This is a genomic window from Thauera aminoaromatica (assembly GCF_000021765.1).
GTDB classification, from domain to species: domain Bacteria; phylum Pseudomonadota; class Gammaproteobacteria; order Burkholderiales; family Rhodocyclaceae; genus Thauera; species Thauera aminoaromatica.
Window position 1 is genome coordinate 3,846,306 of record NC_011662.2, and the last position, 19,519, is coordinate 3,865,824.

Below are 19,519 nucleotides of genomic sequence, written 5' to 3' on the forward strand. Positions count from 1 at the left end.
GCATGCGGGGACGCCGCGGTGGGGCGGACGATCCGGCTGGCGTATCATCCGAAGTCCGACACCGCAGGAGGCTCCATGCAGGACACGACCCCCACGACCGAGGCCGGCTTCGACCTCGACCCGGCCGAGATCCGCGTGCTCGGCGTGCTGATCGAGAAGTCCTTCATCACCCCCGACGCCTATCCGCTGTCGATCAACGCCATCACCACCGGATGCAACCAGCTCACCGCGCGCGAGCCGGTGATGAGCCTGTCCGAGGCCGAGGTGCAGGACGCGGTCGACCGCCTGATCGCCCGCCGCCTGGTGTCCAAGCGCGACCAGCAGAGCGCGCGCGTGGCCAAGTACGAGCACCTGGTCCGCCTGCGCCACTCGTTGCCGCCGGCCGAACAGGCCGTATTGGCGATCCTGCTGCTGCGCGGCGCGCAGACCGCGGGCGAGCTGCGCCAGCGCTGCGAGCGCCTGCACCGTTTCGACGACGTCGCCGCGGTCGATGCCGTGCTCGAGCACCTGGCCGAGAAGTACCCGCCGCTGGTCGCCGAGCTGCCGCGTGCGCCCGGCACCAAGGAGACCCGCCACGTTCACCTGCTCGGCGGCGACGCCGCGGTGCAGGAGATGGCCGAGGCGCAGTCCGTCGGCACGGCAGGCGGCGGGCGCGGGCGCATCGGGGAACTCGAGGACGAGGTCCGCCGTCTGCGCGAGGAACTCGAGGCACTGCGCGGAGCGTTCGCGGAGTTCCGCAAGCAGTTCGACTGAAGGCCGGCAGCCCTGCGCTCGGCGCCTCACACCTCACACCTCGCGCCTCGCGCCTCGCACACTCCATGCTCGTCCACCCCCAATTCGACCCGATCGCCTTCTCCCTCGGCCCGCTTTCGGTGCGCTGGTACGGGCTGATGTACTTGGTCGCCTTCGTGCTCTTCGTCGTGCTCGGCCGCCTCCACGCGCGGCGCCGTCCGGAGCTGGGCTGGGACGAGCAGGGGATCGACGACCTCCTGATGTACGGTGTGATCGGGGTGATCGTGGGCGGGCGCCTCGGCGAGGTGTTGTTCTTCCAGCCCGGCTACTATCTGCAACACCCGGGCGAGATCCTCGCGGTGTGGAAGGGCGGGATGAGCTTCCACGGCGGCTTCCTGGGCGTGCTGGTGGCGATGTGGCTGTACGGTCGCCGGCACGGCAAGGGCTTCTGGCAGGTCACCGACTTCATCGCGCCGCTGGTGCCGACCGGGCTGGCGGCCGGGCGGCTCGGCAACTTCATCAACGGCGAACTGTGGGGCCGGCCGGTGGAGACGGAGCTGCCGTGGGCCATGATCTTCCCCTGGGTGGATGCGCTGCCGCGCCATCCCTCGCAGCTCTACCAGGCCGCTGGCGAGGGTTTGCTGCTGTTCCTGCTGCTGTGGTCTTACTCGGCCAGCCCGCGCCCGCTGCGCGCGGTGTCGGCGATGTTCCTGGTCGGCTATGGCGCGCTGCGCTTCGTCGCGGAGTTCTTCCGTACGCCCGATCCGGGCATCTTCGGCACCTTGTCGCTCGGCCTGTCCACCGCACAATGGCTTTGCGTGCCCATGGTGCTCGCCGGGCTGCTGATGCTCGCCGCCGCGCGCACGCGCGGGACCGGAAGGTAGGCGGGGCTGCGGCAGGGACGTGAATATCGCACACAGTCCATTCGCAGGCTGCACAAGCGACTCCCCAAAGCGGGCTATCATGTAAGCACGATATCCGAACTGAATCGGACAGGAGGACGACATGGGCGGTGCAGGACTGGTCTCCCGGGGGCTGAACCGCGTTCGCGAGCTCGTCGCGAGCGCCGCGCATTTGGGCAAGCCCCCGGATGAGAGCGACCTCGAGCGCCTGCGCACGCAGTTGCAGGAGTGCGCCGAGGGCCGCGGCGGCGAAGTATCGACGCGCCAGCGTGCCGCCCGCCTGGCCGAGACCTATCTGCGCCTGGACGACGTCGGCCGCCACGCCTTCCTGCGCCTGATCGCCCACGAGTTCGGCCCCGATCCGGCGCGGGTGGCGCAGGCGCACGCCGCCTACCAGGCCGCGGTCGGCACGCCGCGGCAATGGGACGCGGAAGCCGAGCTGCGCGCCGCGCTGCGCTCGCGCCGGCTGCGCATCCTCACCCAGTTCAACGCGATCCCGCAGGGGGTCAAGTTCCTCGTCGACCTGCGTGCCGACCTGCTGCGCCTCATCGCCGACGATCCGCTGCTCAAGCCGCTCGACCGCGAGCTCGAGACGCGCCTGTCGGCGTGGTTCGACGTCGGCTTCCTGGAACTGCAGCGCATCACCTGGAGTTCGCCCGCCGCCCTGCTCGAGAAGCTCGTCGAGTACGAGGCGGTGCACGAGATCCGCTCCTGGAAGGACCTCAAGAACCGGCTCGACTCCGACCGCCGCTGCTACGCCTTCTTCCATCCGCGCATGCCGCTCGAGCCGCTGATCTTCGTTCAGGTCGCACTGCTCGAGGAGATCGCCGACGACGTGCAGCGCCTGCTCGACATCGAGGCGCCGCTCGCCGATGCGAGCCGGGCGACGACCGCGATCTTCTATTCGATCAGCGCCACGCAAAAGGGCCTGCGCGGGGTGAGCTTCGGCAACTTCCTGCTCAAGCGGGTGATCGACGACCTCAAGCGCGACTTTCCGCGCCTGAAGACCTTCGCCACGCTGTCGCCGATGCCGGGCCTGGTGCGCTGGGCGCAGCGCGACCCGGAGGCCTTCGCCGAGGCCTTCACCGCCACCGACTGGAAGCGCCTGGCGACGCTCGGCATCGAAGGCGTCGACTCGACGGGCCTCGCCGCGGTGCTCGCCGGCGACCCGGCGTGGGTCGAGGACGAGGCGCTCGCCGAGTCCTTGCGCGAGCCCCTGCTGCGGCTGGGCGCACGCTACCTGAGCGAGGCACGCCGCGGCGACCGCCCGGTCGACACGGTGGCGCGCTTCCACCTCGGCAACGGTGCCCGCATCGAGCGCCTGAACTGGCTCGCCGACCGCTCGGACAAGGGCCTGCGCCAGTCTTGGGGATTGATGGTCAATTATCTGTACGACCCGGACCGCCTGGAAGCCAACCTGGAGAGCTTCGCTGCCAACGGCAGCATCGCAGCCTCGTCCGCGGTGCGCAGGCTCGCCCGGCGCTGAGGTTCGCGTGCCGCCCGAAACATCGCCGAGCTCGTTCGCCCTCCGCCCCTCGTCGATCCGCATCCGCCTGTTGCTCGCGAGTACGGTGGTGCAGGTGGTGTTGCTGAGCATGTTGCTCGCGAACAGCGTGCGGCTGATGAACAACGCACTGTCGGCGAGCCTGGAGACGACGATCGGTCAGACCGCGAGCATGCTGCACGCGATGGCCACCGCCTACGGCGAGCAGGGCCGGCTCGACGGGCTCGAGGACGTGCTCGGCGAGCTTCTTGCCGACGCCGACGAAGGCCTGCTCTATGTGCGCATCCGCGACGCGCGCGGTCATCTGCTGGTGAGCGCCGGCATGCCCGGGCTGGAGCAGGTGCCGGAGCCGGACGAACAACGCCACCGTTTCTTCGAGACCCTGCTCGCCGACGACCTCGTGCATGTGCGCCGGCAACTGCTGCTGCCGCGCAACCAGGTCGGCGTGCTGCAGTTCGGAGTCTCGGTCTCGGTACTCGCCGCGGCCCGCGAGGCGATCATGCAGCAAGGCCTGGCGATCGCGATCGCGGAGATCCTGCTCACCTTCGTCCTGCTCTCCTCGCTCGGCTATCTGCTCACCCGCAACCTGCGCCTGCTGCTGGAGGGCAGTCGTGCGATCGCCAACGGCTTCCTCGCGCACCGCGTCGAGTCGCGTGGCAAGGACGAGCTGGCGGTGATCGCCAACCACTTCAACCTGATGGCCGAGGCGCTGCAGAACCGGATCGCCGAGCTGCAGGATACGGCGGTGCGCCTGCGGGCGAGCGAGGAGCGCCATGCCCTGGCCCTGCGCGGGTCCAACGACGGCCTGTGGGACTGGGACATCGACGCCGACGACGTCTATTACTCCGAGCGCTTCTGCCAGATCCTCGGGGTCCAGCCGGGAACCCTGTCGAACCGGCCGGAGGACATGCTCGCCTACCTCCACCCCTACGAGCGCGACGCCTACCGCCAGCGCCTGGTCGAACACCTCAAGGGCGACAGCAACCATTTCATCATGGAACTGCGCGTCCGCCTGCCCGACGGCGCCTACCGCTGGGTGCTGATGCGCGGAGTCGCCGATCGCGACGAGAACCTGCATGCCTACCGCATGGCTGGTTCGCTCGGCGACATCGACCTGCGCAAGCGCGCCGAACAGCAGCTGGTGCACGATGCCTTGCACGACGGACTCACCGGCCTGCCCAACCGGGCAATGTTCATCGAGCACGCCAACCGCGCGCTTGCCCAGCGCCGGCGCGGGGACCTCACCCAGATCGCGATCCTGGCGATCAACCTGGAGCGCTTCAGCCTGGTCAACGACAGCTACGGGCACCTCGTGGGCGACGAACTGCTGCGCCGGATCGGTGCCCACATCGCGGCCCTGATGCGCGATGGCGACGTGTGCGCGCGGGTGGGGGGTGACCAGTTCGCGGTGCTGCTCAACGGTGTGGAGAGCTCGATCGACGCGCTGCGCATCTGCGAGCAGCTGGTCGCGCTGCCGGCCTTCGCACCCGACGACGACGGTCAGCAACTGCACCCGCGCTGCCGGGTGGGCGTCGCCATCAGCGACAACGAGCGCGAGGATGCCGAATCGCTGCTGCGCGATGCCGACAACGCACTGCACAAGGCCCGTCGCAGCGAGCGGGGGCCGATCGAATTCTTCCACACCGAGATGCACGCCGCCGCGGTGCGCGCGCTGCAGGTCGAGGCCGAACTGCGCAAGGCGCTCACCCAGGGCGGGCTGCAGGTGTGGTACCAGCCCATCGTCGAGCTCGCGAACCTGCGTACGACCAGCTTCGAGGCCCTGGTGCGCTGGCCGCACCCGACGCTCGGCCTGCTCTCGCCGGGTGAGTTCATCCCGCTCGCCGAGGCGCTCGACCTGATCCACGACATCGGCACGCTGGTGCTCGAGCGCGTGTGCGCCGACCTGCGCGAATGGGCGGGCCGGCTGCCGGCCGACGCGCCGCTGCGCGTCAGCGTGAACCTGTCCGCGCGCCAGCTCGCACGCCCGGATCTCGCCGCCGAACTGCTCGCCGCCATCGACCGTGTCGGCGTGGCGCGCGAACGCATCCGCTTCGAGGTCACGGAGAGCGTGCTCGCCCATCCGGACGGCCCGGCGATCGACCACCTCCATGCCCTGCGCGCCGCCGGACTCGACATCCTCATCGACGACTTCGGCACCGGCTACTCGACGCTGAGCTACCTGCACACGATGCCGTGCAACCAGGTCAAGCTCGACGGCTCCTTCGTGCGCTCGCTGCCGTACGACCAGCGCCTGCGCGCGATCGTGCGGCACAGCATCGAACTCGCCCACGACCTCGGCATGACCGTCGTCGCCGAGTGCATCGAGGATGAGGCCCAGCTCGAGATCCTGCGCGCGATGGGCTGCGACTTCGGACAGGGCTACCTGTTCTCGCGGCCGCTCGACCGCGACGCCACCTTCAACCGCTTGCACAATCCCGCTCCGGAGCGCCGATGAGCCCTCGCCGCACCTTGTTGCTGCTCGCCGGCATCGCCGCGCTGGCGTCCAGCCCCGGCACGGGCGCCGCACCCGACCTGCAGGTGTCGGGCTTCGCGACCGCCGGGGCGGTCTACAGCCGCGCGGACGACCTGGAGTTCGCCCGCGTCGGGATCGACGCGCCGGGCGGCAACCGCGTCGACACCGGGCCGGACTCGGTGCTCGGGGTACAGCTCGGCTGGCAGTCCGGTGACGGCACCGGAGCGGTGCTGCAGGTCGTGACGCGCGAGACCCAGCGCGGCGACTACACGCCGCGGCCTGCCCTGGCCTTCCTGAGCCACGCCCTGAGCCCCGCGCTGACCGTGCGTGCCGGGCGCCTGCGCAGCCCCTTCTTCATGCTGTCCGAGACCGCCGACATCAACTACAGCCAGCCCTGGGTCCGCCCGCCGGCAGAGGTCTACGCGCTCAACCCCTTCGCCGACATGGATGGCATCGACCTGCTGCATCGCAGCCCGATCGGCGGATCCTTCATCGAGCTGCACCCGTATCTTGGCAGCAGCCGCATCCCCGTGATCGGTGGCGGACGCGCGAATCTGCGCCGGCTGCGCGGCCTCACCGTGACGCTGGAGCGCGACGAGTTGAGCTTCAGCGCGAGCCACGCGGAGGCGGAGCTGGCGGTGATCCGGACCTCGCAGTCGTACCGGGACCTCGTCGACACCTGGCGGATCCCGCCCGACCTGCAGGCGCGATTGAGCGGGAAGGGTGCCCACGCCAGCTTCAGCTCCCTCGGCATGCAGTGGGACGACGGGCGCTGGCGGGTGATCGCCGAGCTCGGGCGCCTGCAGGCGGACGCCTTCGTCAACAGCGCGACCGGAGCCTATGTCGCGGTCGGGCGGCGCTTCGGCGCATGGATGCCTTATTTCGGTCTCGCCCGCCAGCGCCAGGACGCGCCGCTGGCCGACCCCGGGCTGGCGGACTCGCCACAAAGCGCCGCAGCGGTCGCGGTCTTCAACCGCTCGCGCAACCAGGCCCAGCGCAGCGTCACCCTCGGCACGCGTTGGGACTTCACGCCGAATTCGGCGGTGAAGGCGGAATTCAGCCACATCGAAACCGATCGCGGCGCGCACGGCAGCTTCATCGCGCGGGGCAACCCCTTCGCCCCCGGTCTCGACGATCGCAGCATCAATCTGCTGAGCGTGTCGGTCGATGTGGTGTTCTGATCCGGCGCGCCTGCTCCGACGGCTCGGTCTTGCGCCGATGCTGACGCTCGTGCTCGCCCTCTGGCAGGCCGGAGCGCACGCGCAAGGCGTCGTCCTGGTCAGCGCCCACGCCGGAGGCATCGCCGAAGTCGACCGCGAGACCGCCGCCCAGCTCTACCTCGGCCGCCGCACCACCCTGCCCGACGGGCGTGGCGTCCGCCTGCTCGACCTGCCGGCCGGCGCCGAACGCGACCTCTTCTATCAGCGCCTGACCGGCAAGAACCCCAGCCAGATCCGCGCCTACTGGTCGCGGATGGTCTTCACCGGGCGCGCCCATCCGCCCCACGAGGCGGCCGACGCGGCCGACGCGCTCGGCCGCGTGCTCGCCGACCCGAACGCGCTCGCCTACCTGCCTGCCGCCTCTGCCGCCAACCAGCCCCTGAACGTCCTGATGCTCCTGGAGTGAAGCCAGCGGGCAGCGGATGCGCGCCGGCATTGCATGCGTCGGCGACTCGTGATTTAATGCGAATCATTCGTATTTTTAACGTCGTTCGATCATGCAACCTTGCGAATTCCCCGTTTCCGCCGCCATGCCGGCCAGCCGGCCCGATGCGGATTCGACTGCACAGCGGCGCCCCCTGCTCACCAGCAAGGAGCTCCTCGGCGGCCGGCGCGAGTTGCGGATCGAGCACGAGGGCTGCGAGTACATCTTGCGCACGACGCGCAACGGCAAGCTGATCCTCACCAAATGACCTTCCAGGCGATGCCATATCGGGGCAAAACCCCGTCAGGAGGCTAGACTATGTACGTGTGCGTATGCAACGCGGTCACCGAACGCCAGATCCACCACGCCGCGGCGCAGGGCGCGCGGACCCTGCGCGACCTGCGCCATTCGCTCGGCGTGACCGCAGAGTGTGGTCGCTGCGCCCGCTGCGCGCACGAGTGCCTGCGCTCGGCCGTACCCGCCACGCCCCGCCCGGGCGTGACCGCGCTGTTCGCAGGCATCGCTCCGGCATTCACCGCATCCCTGGAGGCAACATGAAAGGCGACAAGAAAGTCATCCAGTACCTCAACAAGCAGCTCACCATCGAACTCACCGCGATCAACCAGTACTTCCTGCATGCGCGCATGTACAAGAACTGGGGTTTCACGCGGCTCGGCAAGCACGAGTACGACGAGTCGATCGAGGAGATGAAGCACGCGGACATGCTGATCGAGCGCGTGCTCTTCCTGGAGGGGCTGCCCAACCTGCAGAATCTCGACAAGCTGCTGATCGGCGAGAACGTGCCCGAATGCATGCAGGGGGATCTCAAGCTCGAACTCGGCGGACGCGCCAACCTGATCGAGGCGATCGCCTACTGCGAGTCCAGCAAGGATTACGTGTCGCGCGAGCTCTTCGAGCACATCCTGGAAGACACCGAGGAACACATCGACTACCTGGAGACGCAGCTCGGTCTGGTCGACAGCGTCGGCCTGCAGAACTACCTGCAGTCGCAGATGGACCCCGGCGCCTCCTGATCCCGGCCCGCCCGATCGCTCCCGACCAACCCAACGCTGCCTCCGCGGAGGCGGCTCGTCGCCTCCGCCCCGATGCACCCAGCTGCCCAAGCATTGTCGCTGTTGCCTTCCCCTTCGCCGTCGCTGTCCACGGATCCTGAGGCGCAGCCCATGCGCGCCCCTGCCTCCGGAGCGGAAGTCGCTCCGCGCCCGACCGCGGCAGCGCACGGGAACTCGCCGCTGCGGCGCGGCGCCCTCCTCGGCCTGATCGTCGCCGCCCACCTCGGCGGGCTGGCGATGCTCGCCAGGCTCGCCGGCGAGCGCCCCGTGCCCGCCGAGCTGATGCCGATCCAGGTCGCACTCATCGCAGCGCCCGCGGTCGCCGAGCCCTTACCGGCGCCTCCCGAACCCGTCGTGGAGCCGCCGCGCCCGCCTGAACCTCGGCCGGTGGCGCGCCCGCCCGAGCCCACGCCGCCAACCCCGCCGATGGTGAAGAAGCCGACGCCCAAGCCCGTGGTGAAGAAGCCGGCGCCAGTCACCGAGTCGCCCACCGCGCTGAGCGCGGCCGAAGAACCCGCAGCCCCTCCGCCGCCCGCGCCGGCACCACCCGCCGCAGCACCCGCAGCGACGGCCGCGCCCGCCACGGTCACCGCCGCGCGCTTCGACGCCGCCTATCTGAACAACCCGCATCCGGCCTACCCGGCGCTGTCGCGCCGCCTGCGCGAGGAGGGCCAGGTGACGCTGCGCGTGTTGGTGTCGCCCGACGGCCAGCCCGCCCAGGTCGAGCTGCGCACCAGCTCCGGCTCCGAGCGCCTCGACCGCGCCGCGCGCGAGGCGGTGGCGCGCTGGCGCTTCGTGCCCGCACGGCGCGGCGACAGCGCGATCGAATCCTGGGTCCTGGTGCCCATCGTCTTCAAACTTCAAGGAAACTGAGCATGGACAGTTCGCAGGCCTTCGGCCTCGCCCACCTGTGGGCGCAATCCGACAACATCATCCGCGCGGTGGCGCTGATCCTGCTGGTGATGTCGATCACCAGCTGGTACCTGATCCTCAGCCGCTCCCTGCGTCAGCTGCGTGCGCGCAGCCACAGCGGCGCCGTAGAGGCCTTCTGGGCCGCCCCCGACCTCGACGCCGGTCTGCGCGTGCTCGCCGAGCGCGCCCCGGAGTCGCCCTTCGAGGCGCTTGCCCAGCAGGGCGCCGCCGCCGCCCAGCACGTGCGCCGGCACACCCACAGCAACACCCTCGGCGGCAAGCTCGACACCGACGAGGTCATCACCCGCGCGCTGCGCAAGTCGATCGCGCTGTCGACCGCGGCGCTCGAGTCCGGCCTCACCGTGCTCGCCTCGATCGGCTCGACCGCCCCCTTCGTCGGCCTCTTCGGCACGGTGTGGGGCATCTACCACGCGCTGGTGAACATCAGCGTTTCGGGCATGGCGACGCTGGACAAGGTGGCGGGCCCGGTCGGCGAGGCGCTGATCATGACCGCCTTCGGCCTCTTCGTCGCCATCCCGGCGGTGCTGGCCTACAACGGCATCACGCGCGCCAACCGCGTCGAGCTCTCCGAACTCGACGCCTTCGCCCACGACCTGCACGCCTGGTTCGCCACCGGCGCACGCATCGCTGCAGTGCCCGGCGCCGCGCCACGCGCGGCCGAAGTCGCCACGGGCACGCCGGCCGGCGCGCACGGAGCGGCGTGATGGCCTTCGGGGGATTCAGCCAGGGCGAGACGCGCGCCCCGCAGAGCGACATCAACATGGTGCCGCTGATCGACGTCATGCTGGTGCTGCTGATCGTGTTCATGATCACCGCGCCGCTGCTGACCCACTCGGTCAAGATCGACCTGCCGCAGGCCTCCAGCGCGCCGACCGAACAGAAGCCGGAGACGGTGGCACTGTCGATCGACGGCGACGGCCGCGTGTTCTGGAACAACGAGGCGGTCGACGAGGTGGCCCTTCCCGCCCGTCTGAGCGCCGCCGCGGCGCAAAAGCCCCAGCCGGAGCTTCACCTGCGCGCCGACCGCAACACGCGCTACGAGGTGATCGCGGAGGTGATGGCCGAGGCGCGCAGCGCCGGCATCGAGAAGATGGGCTTTGTGACCGTGCCGGAACGCTGAGCGTCGAGGAAGGAATGAAAGGAGGCGCCAGGATGCGGAGCGATTCCGCGCCCTGGCGCCCTTATTTCGATTGCGGCCCCCTCGCTCCCGGCTCCCGGGAGCAGGCGATCAGACGGCGCGGTTGCGCACGCGGACGATGACGTCGATTGCGTCGAGCACCACGCCCGCGGGCAGGCGGGGCTGGCCGATCACGCGCAACTCGTCGTCCGAGATGTCGCGCACCTCGCCGCTGTCGATGTTGTAGAGGTGGTAGTGCGGCGCGGTCGTGGAGTCGTACACCACGCGCTGGGGATCGACGAACAGCTCGCGGATCATCTTCTTCTCGCTGAACAGCCGCAAGGTGTTGTACACCGTGGCGCGCGAGACGTCGGGCGAGGCCTCGAGCACCTTCGCCCAGATCTGGTCCGCCGAGAGATGCACCGGCGCCGAAAACAGGGCGCGTGCAATCTCGATGCGCTGGTGCGTGACCGGAATGCCGGCCTGGCGCAGGCAGGCGATGGCGTCGGAGGATGCGTAGGTGTTCATCATGGCAGTCGACCTTCTGGTTGCGCATCCGCACCCCGTGCGGATTTGCATTGGACCCTGTCTGAATGCTGGACCGGGTCCCGGATCGTGTCAATAATCCATGAGAACTAGTACCGGGGCACGAACCTGCGTCCGTGCCCCGGCATTCCTGCGACAAGCCGGATGGCTTTTCGGATTACTTGAACGGATCGGGACGCGGCGTCGCGTTGCTCGACGGCGGCAGCACCGGCATCGCGATCTGCGGCAGTTCGCCGGTCAGCGTCTTCAGGAAGGCGACGATCTGTCCGATCTCATCCTTGCTGTAGGTGCGGCCGAGCTGCAGGCGCCCCATGGTATCCACCGCCTGCTCGAGCGTCGCCGCCTCGCCGTCGTGGAAGTACGGGTAGGTCAGCGCGACGTTGCGCAGGGTCGGCACCTTGAAGTTGAAGCGGTCGGCATCGGCACCGGTGACCGCCGAGCGGCCTTCGGCGGGCGAGCTGCTCTTGTACGGCTCGACCACGCCCATGCGCTGGAATGACGTGCCGCCGGCCGCCGGACCGTTGTGGCAGGCCACGCAGCCGCTTTCCTTGAATAGGGTGTAGCCGGCGAGCTCTTTCTCGGACAGCGCCTTGTCGTCGCCCCTGAGCCACTTGTCGAAGCGCGAATCGGGCGTGACCAGGGTCTTCTCGAACTCGGCGATCGAGTCGGTGATCATGTCGATGTCGATCTTGTTCTTGCCGTACACCGACTCGAACTCTTCGACGTAGCCCGGGATCGACTGCAGGATGCCGACCGCCAGGGTGTGCGGCATGTTCATCTCGACGCCGGCCTGGATCGGGCCGCCGGCCTGCTCCTTGAGGTCGGCCGCACGGCCGTCCCAGAACTGGGCGATCGCCAGGCTGGAGTTATAGACGGTCGGCGAGTTCACCGGACCGGCTTTCCAGCCGTGGCCGATCGAGGTCTTGAGGTTGTCGGTGCCCCCCATCGACAGGTTGTGGCAGGTATTGCAGGAGATGATGCCCGACATCGACAGGCGCGGCTCGAACCACAACTTCTTGCCGAGCTCGACCTTGGCGGCGTTCTCCACCTTCGCCGGCTCGATCGGCTTGATCGGTTCGTCCCGCACCGCCACGGCCGCCCAGGCGCTGCCAGCCACCACCAATGCCACCGCCACGCTCGTTGCCTTCAACTTCATCATGATGCTTCTCCTTGCCAGTTCGGCGAATTGTCGCTTCTTGGTTTCCCACCCTGCCCGGAGCAGGATGTTCCGACGCGCTAATTAGACTCTGTCTAAACAAGCCATTTCTTGACTACGGTCAACGTTTTGGAGTCGCGCGCCGGAACGATGCGTCCCACGGGCGGTCTCTCCAGCCGTAAACGACGCGGCTTCAATCCGATACAAGCGCAGGTCTCGCGGGCCGCTATGCTCTTGCCCACGAATCGATGCAGCGCCCGGCGGTCCGCCGGCAAGCCCTGAGCCCAATGAACGAAGACAAGCCCTCCAACCGAACCGCCCGCCCGCGCTGGGGACGCCGCGCCCTGCTGATCCTGGTGCCGCTGCTGCTCGCCGGCGCCTGGTACGGTCGCAGCGCCTTCATCGGTGAGCGCGACCCCACCACCAACTACCAGTTCACCACCGTGCAGCGCGGCGACGTCGAGGACGTCGTCACCGCCACCGGCACCCTGCAGCCGCGCGACTATGTGGACGTGGGCGCGCAGGTCTCCGGTCAGTTGCGCAAGATCCACGTCGAGGTCGGCGACACGGTCGAGGCCGGCCAGCTGCTCGCGGAGATCGACCCCACGGTCTATCGTGCCCGCGTCGACGCCTCACGCGCCCAGTTGAAGAACCTGCGTGCGCAGCTGAAGGACCGCGAGGCCCAGCTCGCCCTCGCGCAGATCCAGCAGCGCCGCCAGCGCGCGCTGATGGCCGAGGACGCCACCACCAAGGAGAGCCTGCAGACCGCCGAAGCCTCGGCGATGTCGGCGGAGGCTCAGCTCGAGGCGCTGCGCGCGCAGATCGAGCAGATCGAATCGACCCTGCGCGCCGACGAGGCCAACCTGCAATACGCCCGCATCCTGTCGCCGATGGCCGGCACCGTGGTGTCGATCACTGCGCGCCAGGGCCAGACGCTCAACACCAACCAGCAGGCACCGGTGGTGATGCGCATCGCCGACCTGTCCACGATGACCGTGCAGACCCAGGTATCGGAAGCCGACATCGGCCGCCTGAAGCTCGGCATGGAGGCCTACTTCACCACCCTGGGCGGCAGCGGCAAGCGCTGGCAGGGCAAGCTCGAGAAGATCGAACCCACGCCCACGGTGACCAACAACGTGGTGCTCTACAACGCGCTCTTCGACGTCCTCAATCCCGACGGCCGGCTGATGACGCAGATGACCGCACAGGTCTTCTTCGTGGTCGCGCAGGCCAAGGATGCGCTGCTGATCCCGATGGCCGCACTCGCCCAGGGCCAGGCGCGCCCGCCCCAGGCAGGGGCCGGCCCCGCCCCCGCAGCCCCGCCCGGCGCCGGGGCGCCCGCAGGCAATGGCATGGGCTCGGGGCGCGGCATGATGAGCCAGGGGCGCGGCGCAGCGTCGGGCACCTCCGGCGCCGGACCGCGCCAGGGTACGGTGCGGGTCGCCGATGCACGCGGCGCGCTGGAAGAACGCAAGGTCGAGCTCGGCGTCTCCAACCGCGTGCAGGCACAGGTGCTGTCCGGGCTGGCCGAGGGCGAACGCGTCGTCTCCGGGCTGGTGGTCGGAAACGGCGCCGGTCGCCCGCAGATGACGCCGCGGCTATGAAGATCGAACGCCTTCCCGACGAGGACGCGACCTCGTCCGCCAGCGCGCGCGCAGCGGCCACGCGGCCCGCCGCCCCGCCCACGACCGCAACACCGCTGATCGAGCTCTCGGGCATCACGCGCAGCTTCGTCAATGGCGAGGTCGAGACCCGCGTGCTGCACGGCATCGACCTCACCATCCACCCTGGCGAGTTCGTCGCCATCATGGGCACCTCGGGTTCGGGCAAATCCACGCTGATGAACATCCTCGGCTGCCTCGATCGCCCCACCGGCGGCACCTACCGCTTCATGGGCACGGACGTCGCGGCGCTGGACCGCGACGCGCTCGCGCGCCTGCGCCGCGAGGCCTTCGGCTTCGTCTTCCAGAGCTACAACCTGCTCGGCGGCGCCTCCGCGCGCGACAATGTCGAGGTGCCGGCGGTGTATTCCGGCATGCCACGCGAGGAACGCCATGCCCGTGCCGAGGCGCTGCTGGCGCGCCTCGGGCTCGGCGAGCGCATCCACCATCGCCCCGGCCAGCTCTCCGGCGGCCAGCAGCAGCGCGTGTCGATCGCGCGCGCGCTGATGAACGGCGGCCGCATCATCTTCGCCGACGAGCCCACCGGCGCGCTCGACAGCCGAAGCGGCGCCGAGGTCATGAAGCTGCTCGCCGAGCTCTCCGCCGCCGGCCACACCATCGTGCTGATCACCCACGAGCGCGAGGTCGCCGAGCAGGCGCAGCGCATCATCGAGATCCGCGACGGCCGCATCGTCGCCGACCCCGGGCCGCACCCGCCGCAGGAGCCGGAGCCCGACTTCGCCCCCCACATCGATCGCACCTCGCCGCTGTCGGACGTGGTGGAGGCCACCCGCACCGCGCTGCGCGCGCTGCGCGCCAACCTCTTCCGCACCGTCCTGACCCTGCTCGGCATCGTCATCGGCGTCGCCTCGGTGATCGCCATGCTGGCGATCGGCGACGGCGCCAAGCAGAAGGTGATCGACCAGGTCAGCGCGATGGGCACGAACCTGCTCACCGTGCGCCCCGGCGCACCCAACACGCGCGGACGCGACGCCCCCGCCACCCTGGTGATCGAGGACGTGCAGGCGATCGCCGAGCTGCCCAACGTGCTCGCCTCGGTGCCCGAGCAGGGCGCCACCATCACCCTGCGCGCCGGCAACATCGACCACCGCAGCAGCGTCAACGGCACCTCGGCCGACTACGTCGTGGCGCGCAACTGGCTACCGGCGAGCGGCACCTTCTTCAGCGCGGAGGACGAGGCGCGCTACGCCACGGTCGCCGTGCTCGGCCAGACGGTGGCGCGCGCCCTGTTCCCCGGGCGCGACGCGGTGGGCGAGTTCATCCTGGTCAACAACATCCCCTTCCAGGTCATGGGCGTGATGACGCCCAAGGGCGCCACGCCCTGGGGGCAGGACCAGGACGACATCGTCTTCATGCCCTACACCACGGCGAGCCTGCGCATCACCGGCCAGCGATTCCTGCGCAATGTGACCGTGGCGGTCGAGGACGTCGGGCAGATCGACGACACCCAGGCCGCGGTAAGCGCGCTGCTGCTCGCCCGCCACGGCGTGGAGGACTTCCAGATCCGCAACATGGCCTCGGTGATCGATACCGTGTCGGAGACGCAGAACACGCTCACCGTGCTGCTCGGCACGGTGGCGGCGATCTCGCTGCTGGTGGGCGGCATCGGCGTGATGAACATCATGCTGGTGTCGGTGACCGAGCGCACCCGCGAGATCGGCATCCGCATGGCCACCGGTGCACGCACCCGCAACATCCTGCAGCAGTTCCTCATCGAGGCCCTGGTGGTGTCGGCGGTGGGCGGGCTGATCGGGGTCGCGGCCGGGCTCGGCGCCGCCGCGATCATCGAGGCCTTCGGCACCGCGGTGCAGTACTCGCTGACGCCGGTCGTGCTCGCCTTCAGTTGTGCCTTCCTCACCGGGCTGGTGTTCGGCTACCTGCCCGCGCGCAAGGCTGCCCGACTCGACCCCGTCGTCGCCCTCGCCTCCGAATGACAAATCCATCCGGTTTCCCCCTGCGCACCCGTCTGCTCCCTGCCCTGCTCGCCGCCCTGACCGCCGGCTGCGCGCTCACCGAGCCCGTCGTGCGTCCCGAGCAAGCGCTGCCGGCGCAGTGGGCGGAACCCGCCCGGGCGGCAGAACCCGCCACACCGCTGCATGACACCTGGTGGCAGGACTTCGGCTCGGCCCGGCTCGACGCCTTCGTCACCGAAGCGCTGGCCACCACCCCCGACCTGCGCATCCAGGCCGAACGCGTGGTCCAGGCCGAGCTTGCGCTGCGCCAGGCCGGGGCGTCGCTATTGCCGTCACTCGACGTGAGCGGCGGGAGCAGCACACGCAATGTCGACAGCAATGAATCCAGCTCGACCGGCATCGACCTCGGCGCCAGCTACGAGATCGACCTCTGGGGCCGGATCGCCGCCGGCGTCGGCGCCAGCCGCGCCGGTCTCATGGCCACCCGCTTCGACTATGACGCGGCCCGCCTGTCGATCAGCGCCAGCGTCGCCATCGCCTGGTTCCAGGTCCTGGCGCTGCAGGAGCGCCTGGACATCGCGCGCCGGAACCTCGCCACCGCCGAGCGCGTGCTGCGCGTGGTGCAGGCGCGCTACGACAACGGTGCGGCCTCGGCGCTCGATCTGAGTCAGCAGCGCACCACGGTGCTCAACCAGCGCAAGGCCATCGAGCCGCTCGAGGTGCAACTGCGCCAGACGCGCAGCGCGCTCGCAATCCTGCTTGGCCGCAACCCGCAGGCCGGACCCACCCCCGACGGCGCTGGCGGCATCGAGCGCCTGGGGGCCCTGAAGGTGCCCGCGGTCGGCGCCGGCTTGCCGTCCGAGCTGCTGCTGCGCCGCCCCGACCTCGCCGCCAGCGAAGCCCGGCTCGTCGCCGCGGCCGCCAACATCGCCGCCGCGCGCGCCGCGCTGCTGCCCGGGATCAGCCTGTCGGCCGGTGCGGGCGTGGGCAGCGCCGCGCTGCTGGCGCTGGCCGACACCACACGCACGCTGTCGATCTCGGCCAGCGTGCTGCAGAAGATCTTCGACGGCGGCCGCCTGCGCGCGGACGTCGACATCCAGCGCTCGCGCCAGCGTGAGCTGGTCGAATCCCACCGCCGCGCGATCCTCGCCGCCCTCAAGGAAGTCGAGGACGTCCTCGCCAACGGCGTCCGCGACACCAACCAGGAGGCCGCCGAGCGCGAGATCCTCGCCGAAGCCGAGCGCAGCCTGCGCCTGGCCGAACTGCGTTACCGCGAAGGCGCGGACGGCCTGCTCACGGTACTCCTCGCCCAGCGCACCCTGTTCGCGTCGCAGGACCAACTCGCCCTCACGCGCCTGGCCCGACTCACCGCTGCAGTGAATCTGTACAAGGCGCTCGGGGGCGGGTGGAGCGCGGGGCAGGCGGGCAACTGAGCCGCAGCCGGCACGCGCACCGCGGGCCGCAAGCCGCTTGGCGGAGCGAGAACAACACGACCACGAGCCGGGATCCATCTCGACTCGCTGAAATTTGTTGCGAACGATTCTCGTTTTTTACATAATTCTCAACGTCTCGCCCAGCCAGCCACCTGAAACGGTCATCGTCACTCCGTCGATCGGGAAGCCAGCCAGCACCGACTTCCCGATCCAACCCTAGAGAGTCACGATGAAAGCTGCCGTTCGTTCCGGCGCGGCGCAGTCCGCGCACGCCCCCGCCCGCCCGCTGCTACCCCTGAGCGCGATCATGCTCGCCGTCCTGTCGGCGGGCGCGCAGGCGCAATCCACCCCGTCCTCGGCCAAGACGCTCCCGCCGGTCACCGTCAACGCTGCCGAGGAAGCCCCCCACGACGGCCACCGCGCCACCGCCACCCGTGTCGGCAAGGTCCTGCAGGACCCGCACGACATCCCCCAGGCGGTCACCACGGTCACCAACACCCTGATGGAAGAGCAACAGGTCGGCAGCCTCAAGGAGGCGCTGCGCAACGTCTCCGGCCTGTCGTTCAACGCCGCCGAGGGCGGCCGCTCGGGCGACAACATGAACCTGCGCGGCTTCTACACCTTCGGCGACATGTACCTCGATGGCATCCGCGACACCGCGCAATACAACCGCGAGACCTTCAACCTCGAACAGATCGACGTGCTGCGCGGCTCGGCCGCGATGCTGTTCGGCCGCGGCCAGGCCGGCGGCGTCATCAACCAGGTCACCAAGACGCCGCTGCTCGGCAACCGCGGCAGGATCACCGGCAGCGTCGGCATCGACGACTATCGGGAAGTGACTGGCGACTTCAACAAGGAGCTCGGCGACACCACCGCCGTGCGTCTGAACGTGATGAAGCGCGACGAGGGGAGCTGGCGCAGCAACCCGGCCGATGGCGCCGAACCGGAGATCCACCGCGAGGGCGCCGGCCTGAGCCTGGTCACCGGCCTGTACACCGACAACGAGTTCACCTTCAACCATTACTACCTGAAGACGCGCGACAACCCGGACTACGGCATCTCCTTCGATCCGGCGACCAAGCGCCCGACGAAGAACTTCTCCGCCGACACCTTCTGGGGCACGAACAACACCTTCGACGACAGCGACACCTCGATGACTTCGCTGGTGCACCAGTACAAGCTGTCCTCGCAGGCCGAGATCCGCACCCAGCTGCGCCATGCGAGCTACGAGCGCGTGTACTGGGCGCAGGCACCCGAGCGCATCAACCCGCCGAGCTTCGATGGCAGCACCGGCAGCCCGAAGGTGCGCCAGACCGACACCGAGAACCTGACCCTGCAGTCCGACCTCACCGCACGTGCCGAGCTCCTCGGCATGAAGCACGAGCTGCTCGCCGGCGTCGAGTACCTGAAGGAAGACTCGAGCCGCTGGGGGCTGCGGGATCTGGATCCCGGTGCAGGCCGCTTCTATCGTCCGGGCGCCTTCACCTCGGCGCCGGCGATCACCTACCAGGGCGACACGCTCGCCTTCTACGCCCAGGACACGATCGAGTTCGTGCCGAACTGGAAGCTGACCCTGGGTGCAAGGCATGACTCGCTCGACGCCGAGTATTCCAGCCTCAACTCGCCGCAGCTCGACTTCAGCGAGACCAGCCTCCGCACCGGCCTGTCCTGGCACCCGAACGCATACACCCACTACTACATCAGCTACAGCGACTCCTTCAGCCCGACCGCCGACCTCTACCAGCTCTCCGGCGGCAGCTACCCCGCCGAGCGCAGCAAGGTCACCGAACTCGGCGCCAAGTGGATGCTGATGGAGGGCGACCTCGCCCTGCGCGCCGCGTTGTACCGCGCCGACAAGGAGTGGGAGCGCAACACCGACCTCGAGTCCACCGCCGCAATCCTCACGAAGAAGCGCCGCACCGACGGTCTGGAGCTCGAGGTCGCCGGTCGCGTCACCCCGAAATGGGAGGTCTTCAGCGGCTTCTCGCTGATGGACGCCGAGATCCTCGAAGTCGCCCCGGGCGCAGACGCCCGCCTCGAAGGCCAGCGCCCGCGCAACACGCCCACGCTCACCTTCAACCTGTGGTCGACCTACGCGCTCGGCGGCGGCTGGAAGATCGGCGGCGGCGTCGAGGCGAAGAGCGACCGCTACGCCTACGTGCCGACGGCTGCCAACGCAAACAGCAACTTCGTCAACGGCAAGTTCTCGCCCAACACGGCACCCGGCTACGCGCGCTGGGACGCGATGCTGGCCTACGAGCAGAAGAGCTGGGCCGCGCGCCTCAACGTCAAGAACATCTTCGACCGGGTGTACTACGACGCGGTGTATGACCAGGGCGGCTTCGCCATCCCCGGCAGCGGCCGCGCGATCATCCTGACCGGCGAATACAAGTTCTGATCCGAGCCTATCG

At 69.4% G+C, this 19,519-nt stretch carries 18 protein-coding genes; 16 read left to right on the plus strand and 2 right to left on the minus strand.

Annotated elements, in window-relative coordinates:
* The first annotated feature begins 75 nt into the window (after positions 1 to 75).
* The 12 genes from TMZ1T_RS16970 (at position 76) to TMZ1T_RS17020 (ending at position 10,381) form a co-directional block, all read left to right on the plus strand.
* On the plus strand, positions 76 to 753 hold the full coding sequence (locus TMZ1T_RS16970; protein ID WP_012585987.1) for a YceH family protein: 678 nt from the start codon (positions 76 to 78) through the stop codon (positions 751 to 753).
* A 65-nt stretch (positions 754 to 818) separates the two neighbouring features.
* Positions 819 to 1,616, plus strand: a complete 798-nt coding sequence (lgt, locus tag TMZ1T_RS16975) for a prolipoprotein diacylglyceryl transferase (protein ID WP_012585988.1) — start codon at positions 819 to 821, stop codon at positions 1,614 to 1,616.
* A 121-nt stretch (positions 1,617 to 1,737) separates the two neighbouring features.
* Positions 1,738 to 3,120, plus strand: coding sequence for a malonyl-CoA decarboxylase domain-containing protein (locus tag TMZ1T_RS16980; RefSeq protein WP_012585989.1), 1,383 nt, complete (start codon positions 1,738 to 1,740; stop codon positions 3,118 to 3,120).
* A gap of 7 nt (positions 3,121 to 3,127) precedes the next feature.
* Positions 3,128 to 5,593: an EAL domain-containing protein gene (locus TMZ1T_RS16985; protein WP_012585990.1), complete on the plus strand. Its 2,466-nt coding sequence runs from the start codon at positions 3,128 to 3,130 to the stop codon at positions 5,591 to 5,593.
* Positions 5,590 to 6,792, plus strand: a complete 1,203-nt coding sequence (locus TMZ1T_RS16990) for a hypothetical protein (RefSeq protein WP_012585991.1) — start codon at positions 5,590 to 5,592, stop codon at positions 6,790 to 6,792. The genes TMZ1T_RS16985 and TMZ1T_RS16990 overlap by 4 nt, the downstream gene beginning before the upstream one ends.
* A 37-nt stretch (positions 6,793 to 6,829) precedes the next feature.
* Positions 6,830 to 7,237, plus strand: a complete 408-nt coding sequence (locus tag TMZ1T_RS16995; protein WP_004309878.1) for a hypothetical protein — start codon at positions 6,830 to 6,832, stop codon at positions 7,235 to 7,237.
* Positions 7,238 to 7,328: 91 nt separating this feature from the next.
* On the plus strand, positions 7,329 to 7,523 hold the full coding sequence (gene hemP, locus TMZ1T_RS20675) for a hemin uptake protein HemP (protein ID WP_261789026.1): 195 nt from the start codon (positions 7,329 to 7,331) through the stop codon (positions 7,521 to 7,523).
* Between the two features lie 50 nt (positions 7,524 to 7,573).
* On the plus strand, positions 7,574 to 7,813 hold the full coding sequence (locus TMZ1T_RS17000; RefSeq protein ID WP_004309881.1) for a (2Fe-2S)-binding protein: 240 nt from the start codon (positions 7,574 to 7,576) through the stop codon (positions 7,811 to 7,813).
* Positions 7,810 to 8,289, plus strand: coding sequence for a bacterioferritin (gene bfr, locus TMZ1T_RS17005; RefSeq protein WP_004309883.1), 480 nt, complete (start codon positions 7,810 to 7,812; stop codon positions 8,287 to 8,289). The genes TMZ1T_RS17000 and bfr overlap by 4 nt, the downstream gene beginning before the upstream one ends.
* A gap of 150 nt (positions 8,290 to 8,439) precedes the next feature.
* Positions 8,440 to 9,201 carry an energy transducer TonB gene (locus TMZ1T_RS17010; protein WP_012585993.1) on the plus strand — a complete coding sequence of 254 codons (762 nt, stop codon included), beginning with the start codon at positions 8,440 to 8,442 and terminating at the stop codon, positions 9,199 to 9,201.
* A 2-nt stretch (positions 9,202 to 9,203) separates the two neighbouring features.
* Positions 9,204 to 9,965 (plus strand): MotA/TolQ/ExbB proton channel family protein, encoded by a 762-nt coding sequence (locus TMZ1T_RS17015; RefSeq protein WP_012585994.1) that lies wholly within the window; start codon positions 9,204 to 9,206, stop codon positions 9,963 to 9,965.
* Positions 9,965 to 10,381 (plus strand): ExbD/TolR family protein, encoded by a 417-nt coding sequence (locus TMZ1T_RS17020; protein WP_004326359.1) that lies wholly within the window; start codon positions 9,965 to 9,967, stop codon positions 10,379 to 10,381. The genes TMZ1T_RS17015 and TMZ1T_RS17020 overlap by 1 nt, the downstream gene beginning before the upstream one ends.
* A 108-nt stretch (positions 10,382 to 10,489) precedes the next feature.
* Here the strand turns inward: TMZ1T_RS17020 and TMZ1T_RS17025 are convergent, their stop codons facing one another.
* Entirely contained in the window at positions 10,490 to 10,909 is a 420-nt protein-coding gene (locus tag TMZ1T_RS17025; protein ID WP_012585995.1) for a Fur family transcriptional regulator, read from the minus strand.
* Between the two features lie 172 nt (positions 10,910 to 11,081).
* The gene (locus TMZ1T_RS17030; RefSeq protein ID WP_004326361.1) at positions 11,082 to 12,083 is read right to left on the minus strand and encodes a cytochrome-c peroxidase; all 1,002 of its coding nucleotides are present in this window, start codon (positions 12,081 to 12,083) and stop codon (positions 11,082 to 11,084) included.
* A gap of 284 nt (positions 12,084 to 12,367) precedes the next feature.
* Between TMZ1T_RS17030 and TMZ1T_RS17035 the strand changes: the two genes are divergently transcribed.
* From TMZ1T_RS17035 to TMZ1T_RS17050, 4 genes are all read left to right on the plus strand, one after another.
* The gene (locus tag TMZ1T_RS17035) at positions 12,368 to 13,684 is read left to right on the plus strand and encodes an efflux RND transporter periplasmic adaptor subunit (protein WP_012585996.1); all 1,317 of its coding nucleotides are present in this window, start codon (positions 12,368 to 12,370) and stop codon (positions 13,682 to 13,684) included.
* On the plus strand, positions 13,681 to 15,696 hold the full coding sequence (locus tag TMZ1T_RS17040) for a MacB family efflux pump subunit (protein WP_012585997.1): 2,016 nt from the start codon (positions 13,681 to 13,683) through the stop codon (positions 15,694 to 15,696). The genes TMZ1T_RS17035 and TMZ1T_RS17040 overlap by 4 nt, the downstream gene beginning before the upstream one ends.
* Positions 15,693 to 17,108: an efflux transporter outer membrane subunit gene (locus TMZ1T_RS17045; protein ID WP_012585998.1), complete on the plus strand. Its 1,416-nt coding sequence runs from the start codon at positions 15,693 to 15,695 to the stop codon at positions 17,106 to 17,108. Before TMZ1T_RS17040 ends, TMZ1T_RS17045 begins: the two co-directional genes overlap by 4 nt.
* A 229-nt stretch (positions 17,109 to 17,337) precedes the next feature.
* Positions 17,338 to 19,506, plus strand: coding sequence for a TonB-dependent receptor (locus TMZ1T_RS17050; protein ID WP_012585999.1), 2,169 nt, complete (start codon positions 17,338 to 17,340; stop codon positions 19,504 to 19,506).
* Positions 19,507 to 19,519 lie beyond the last annotated feature (13 nt).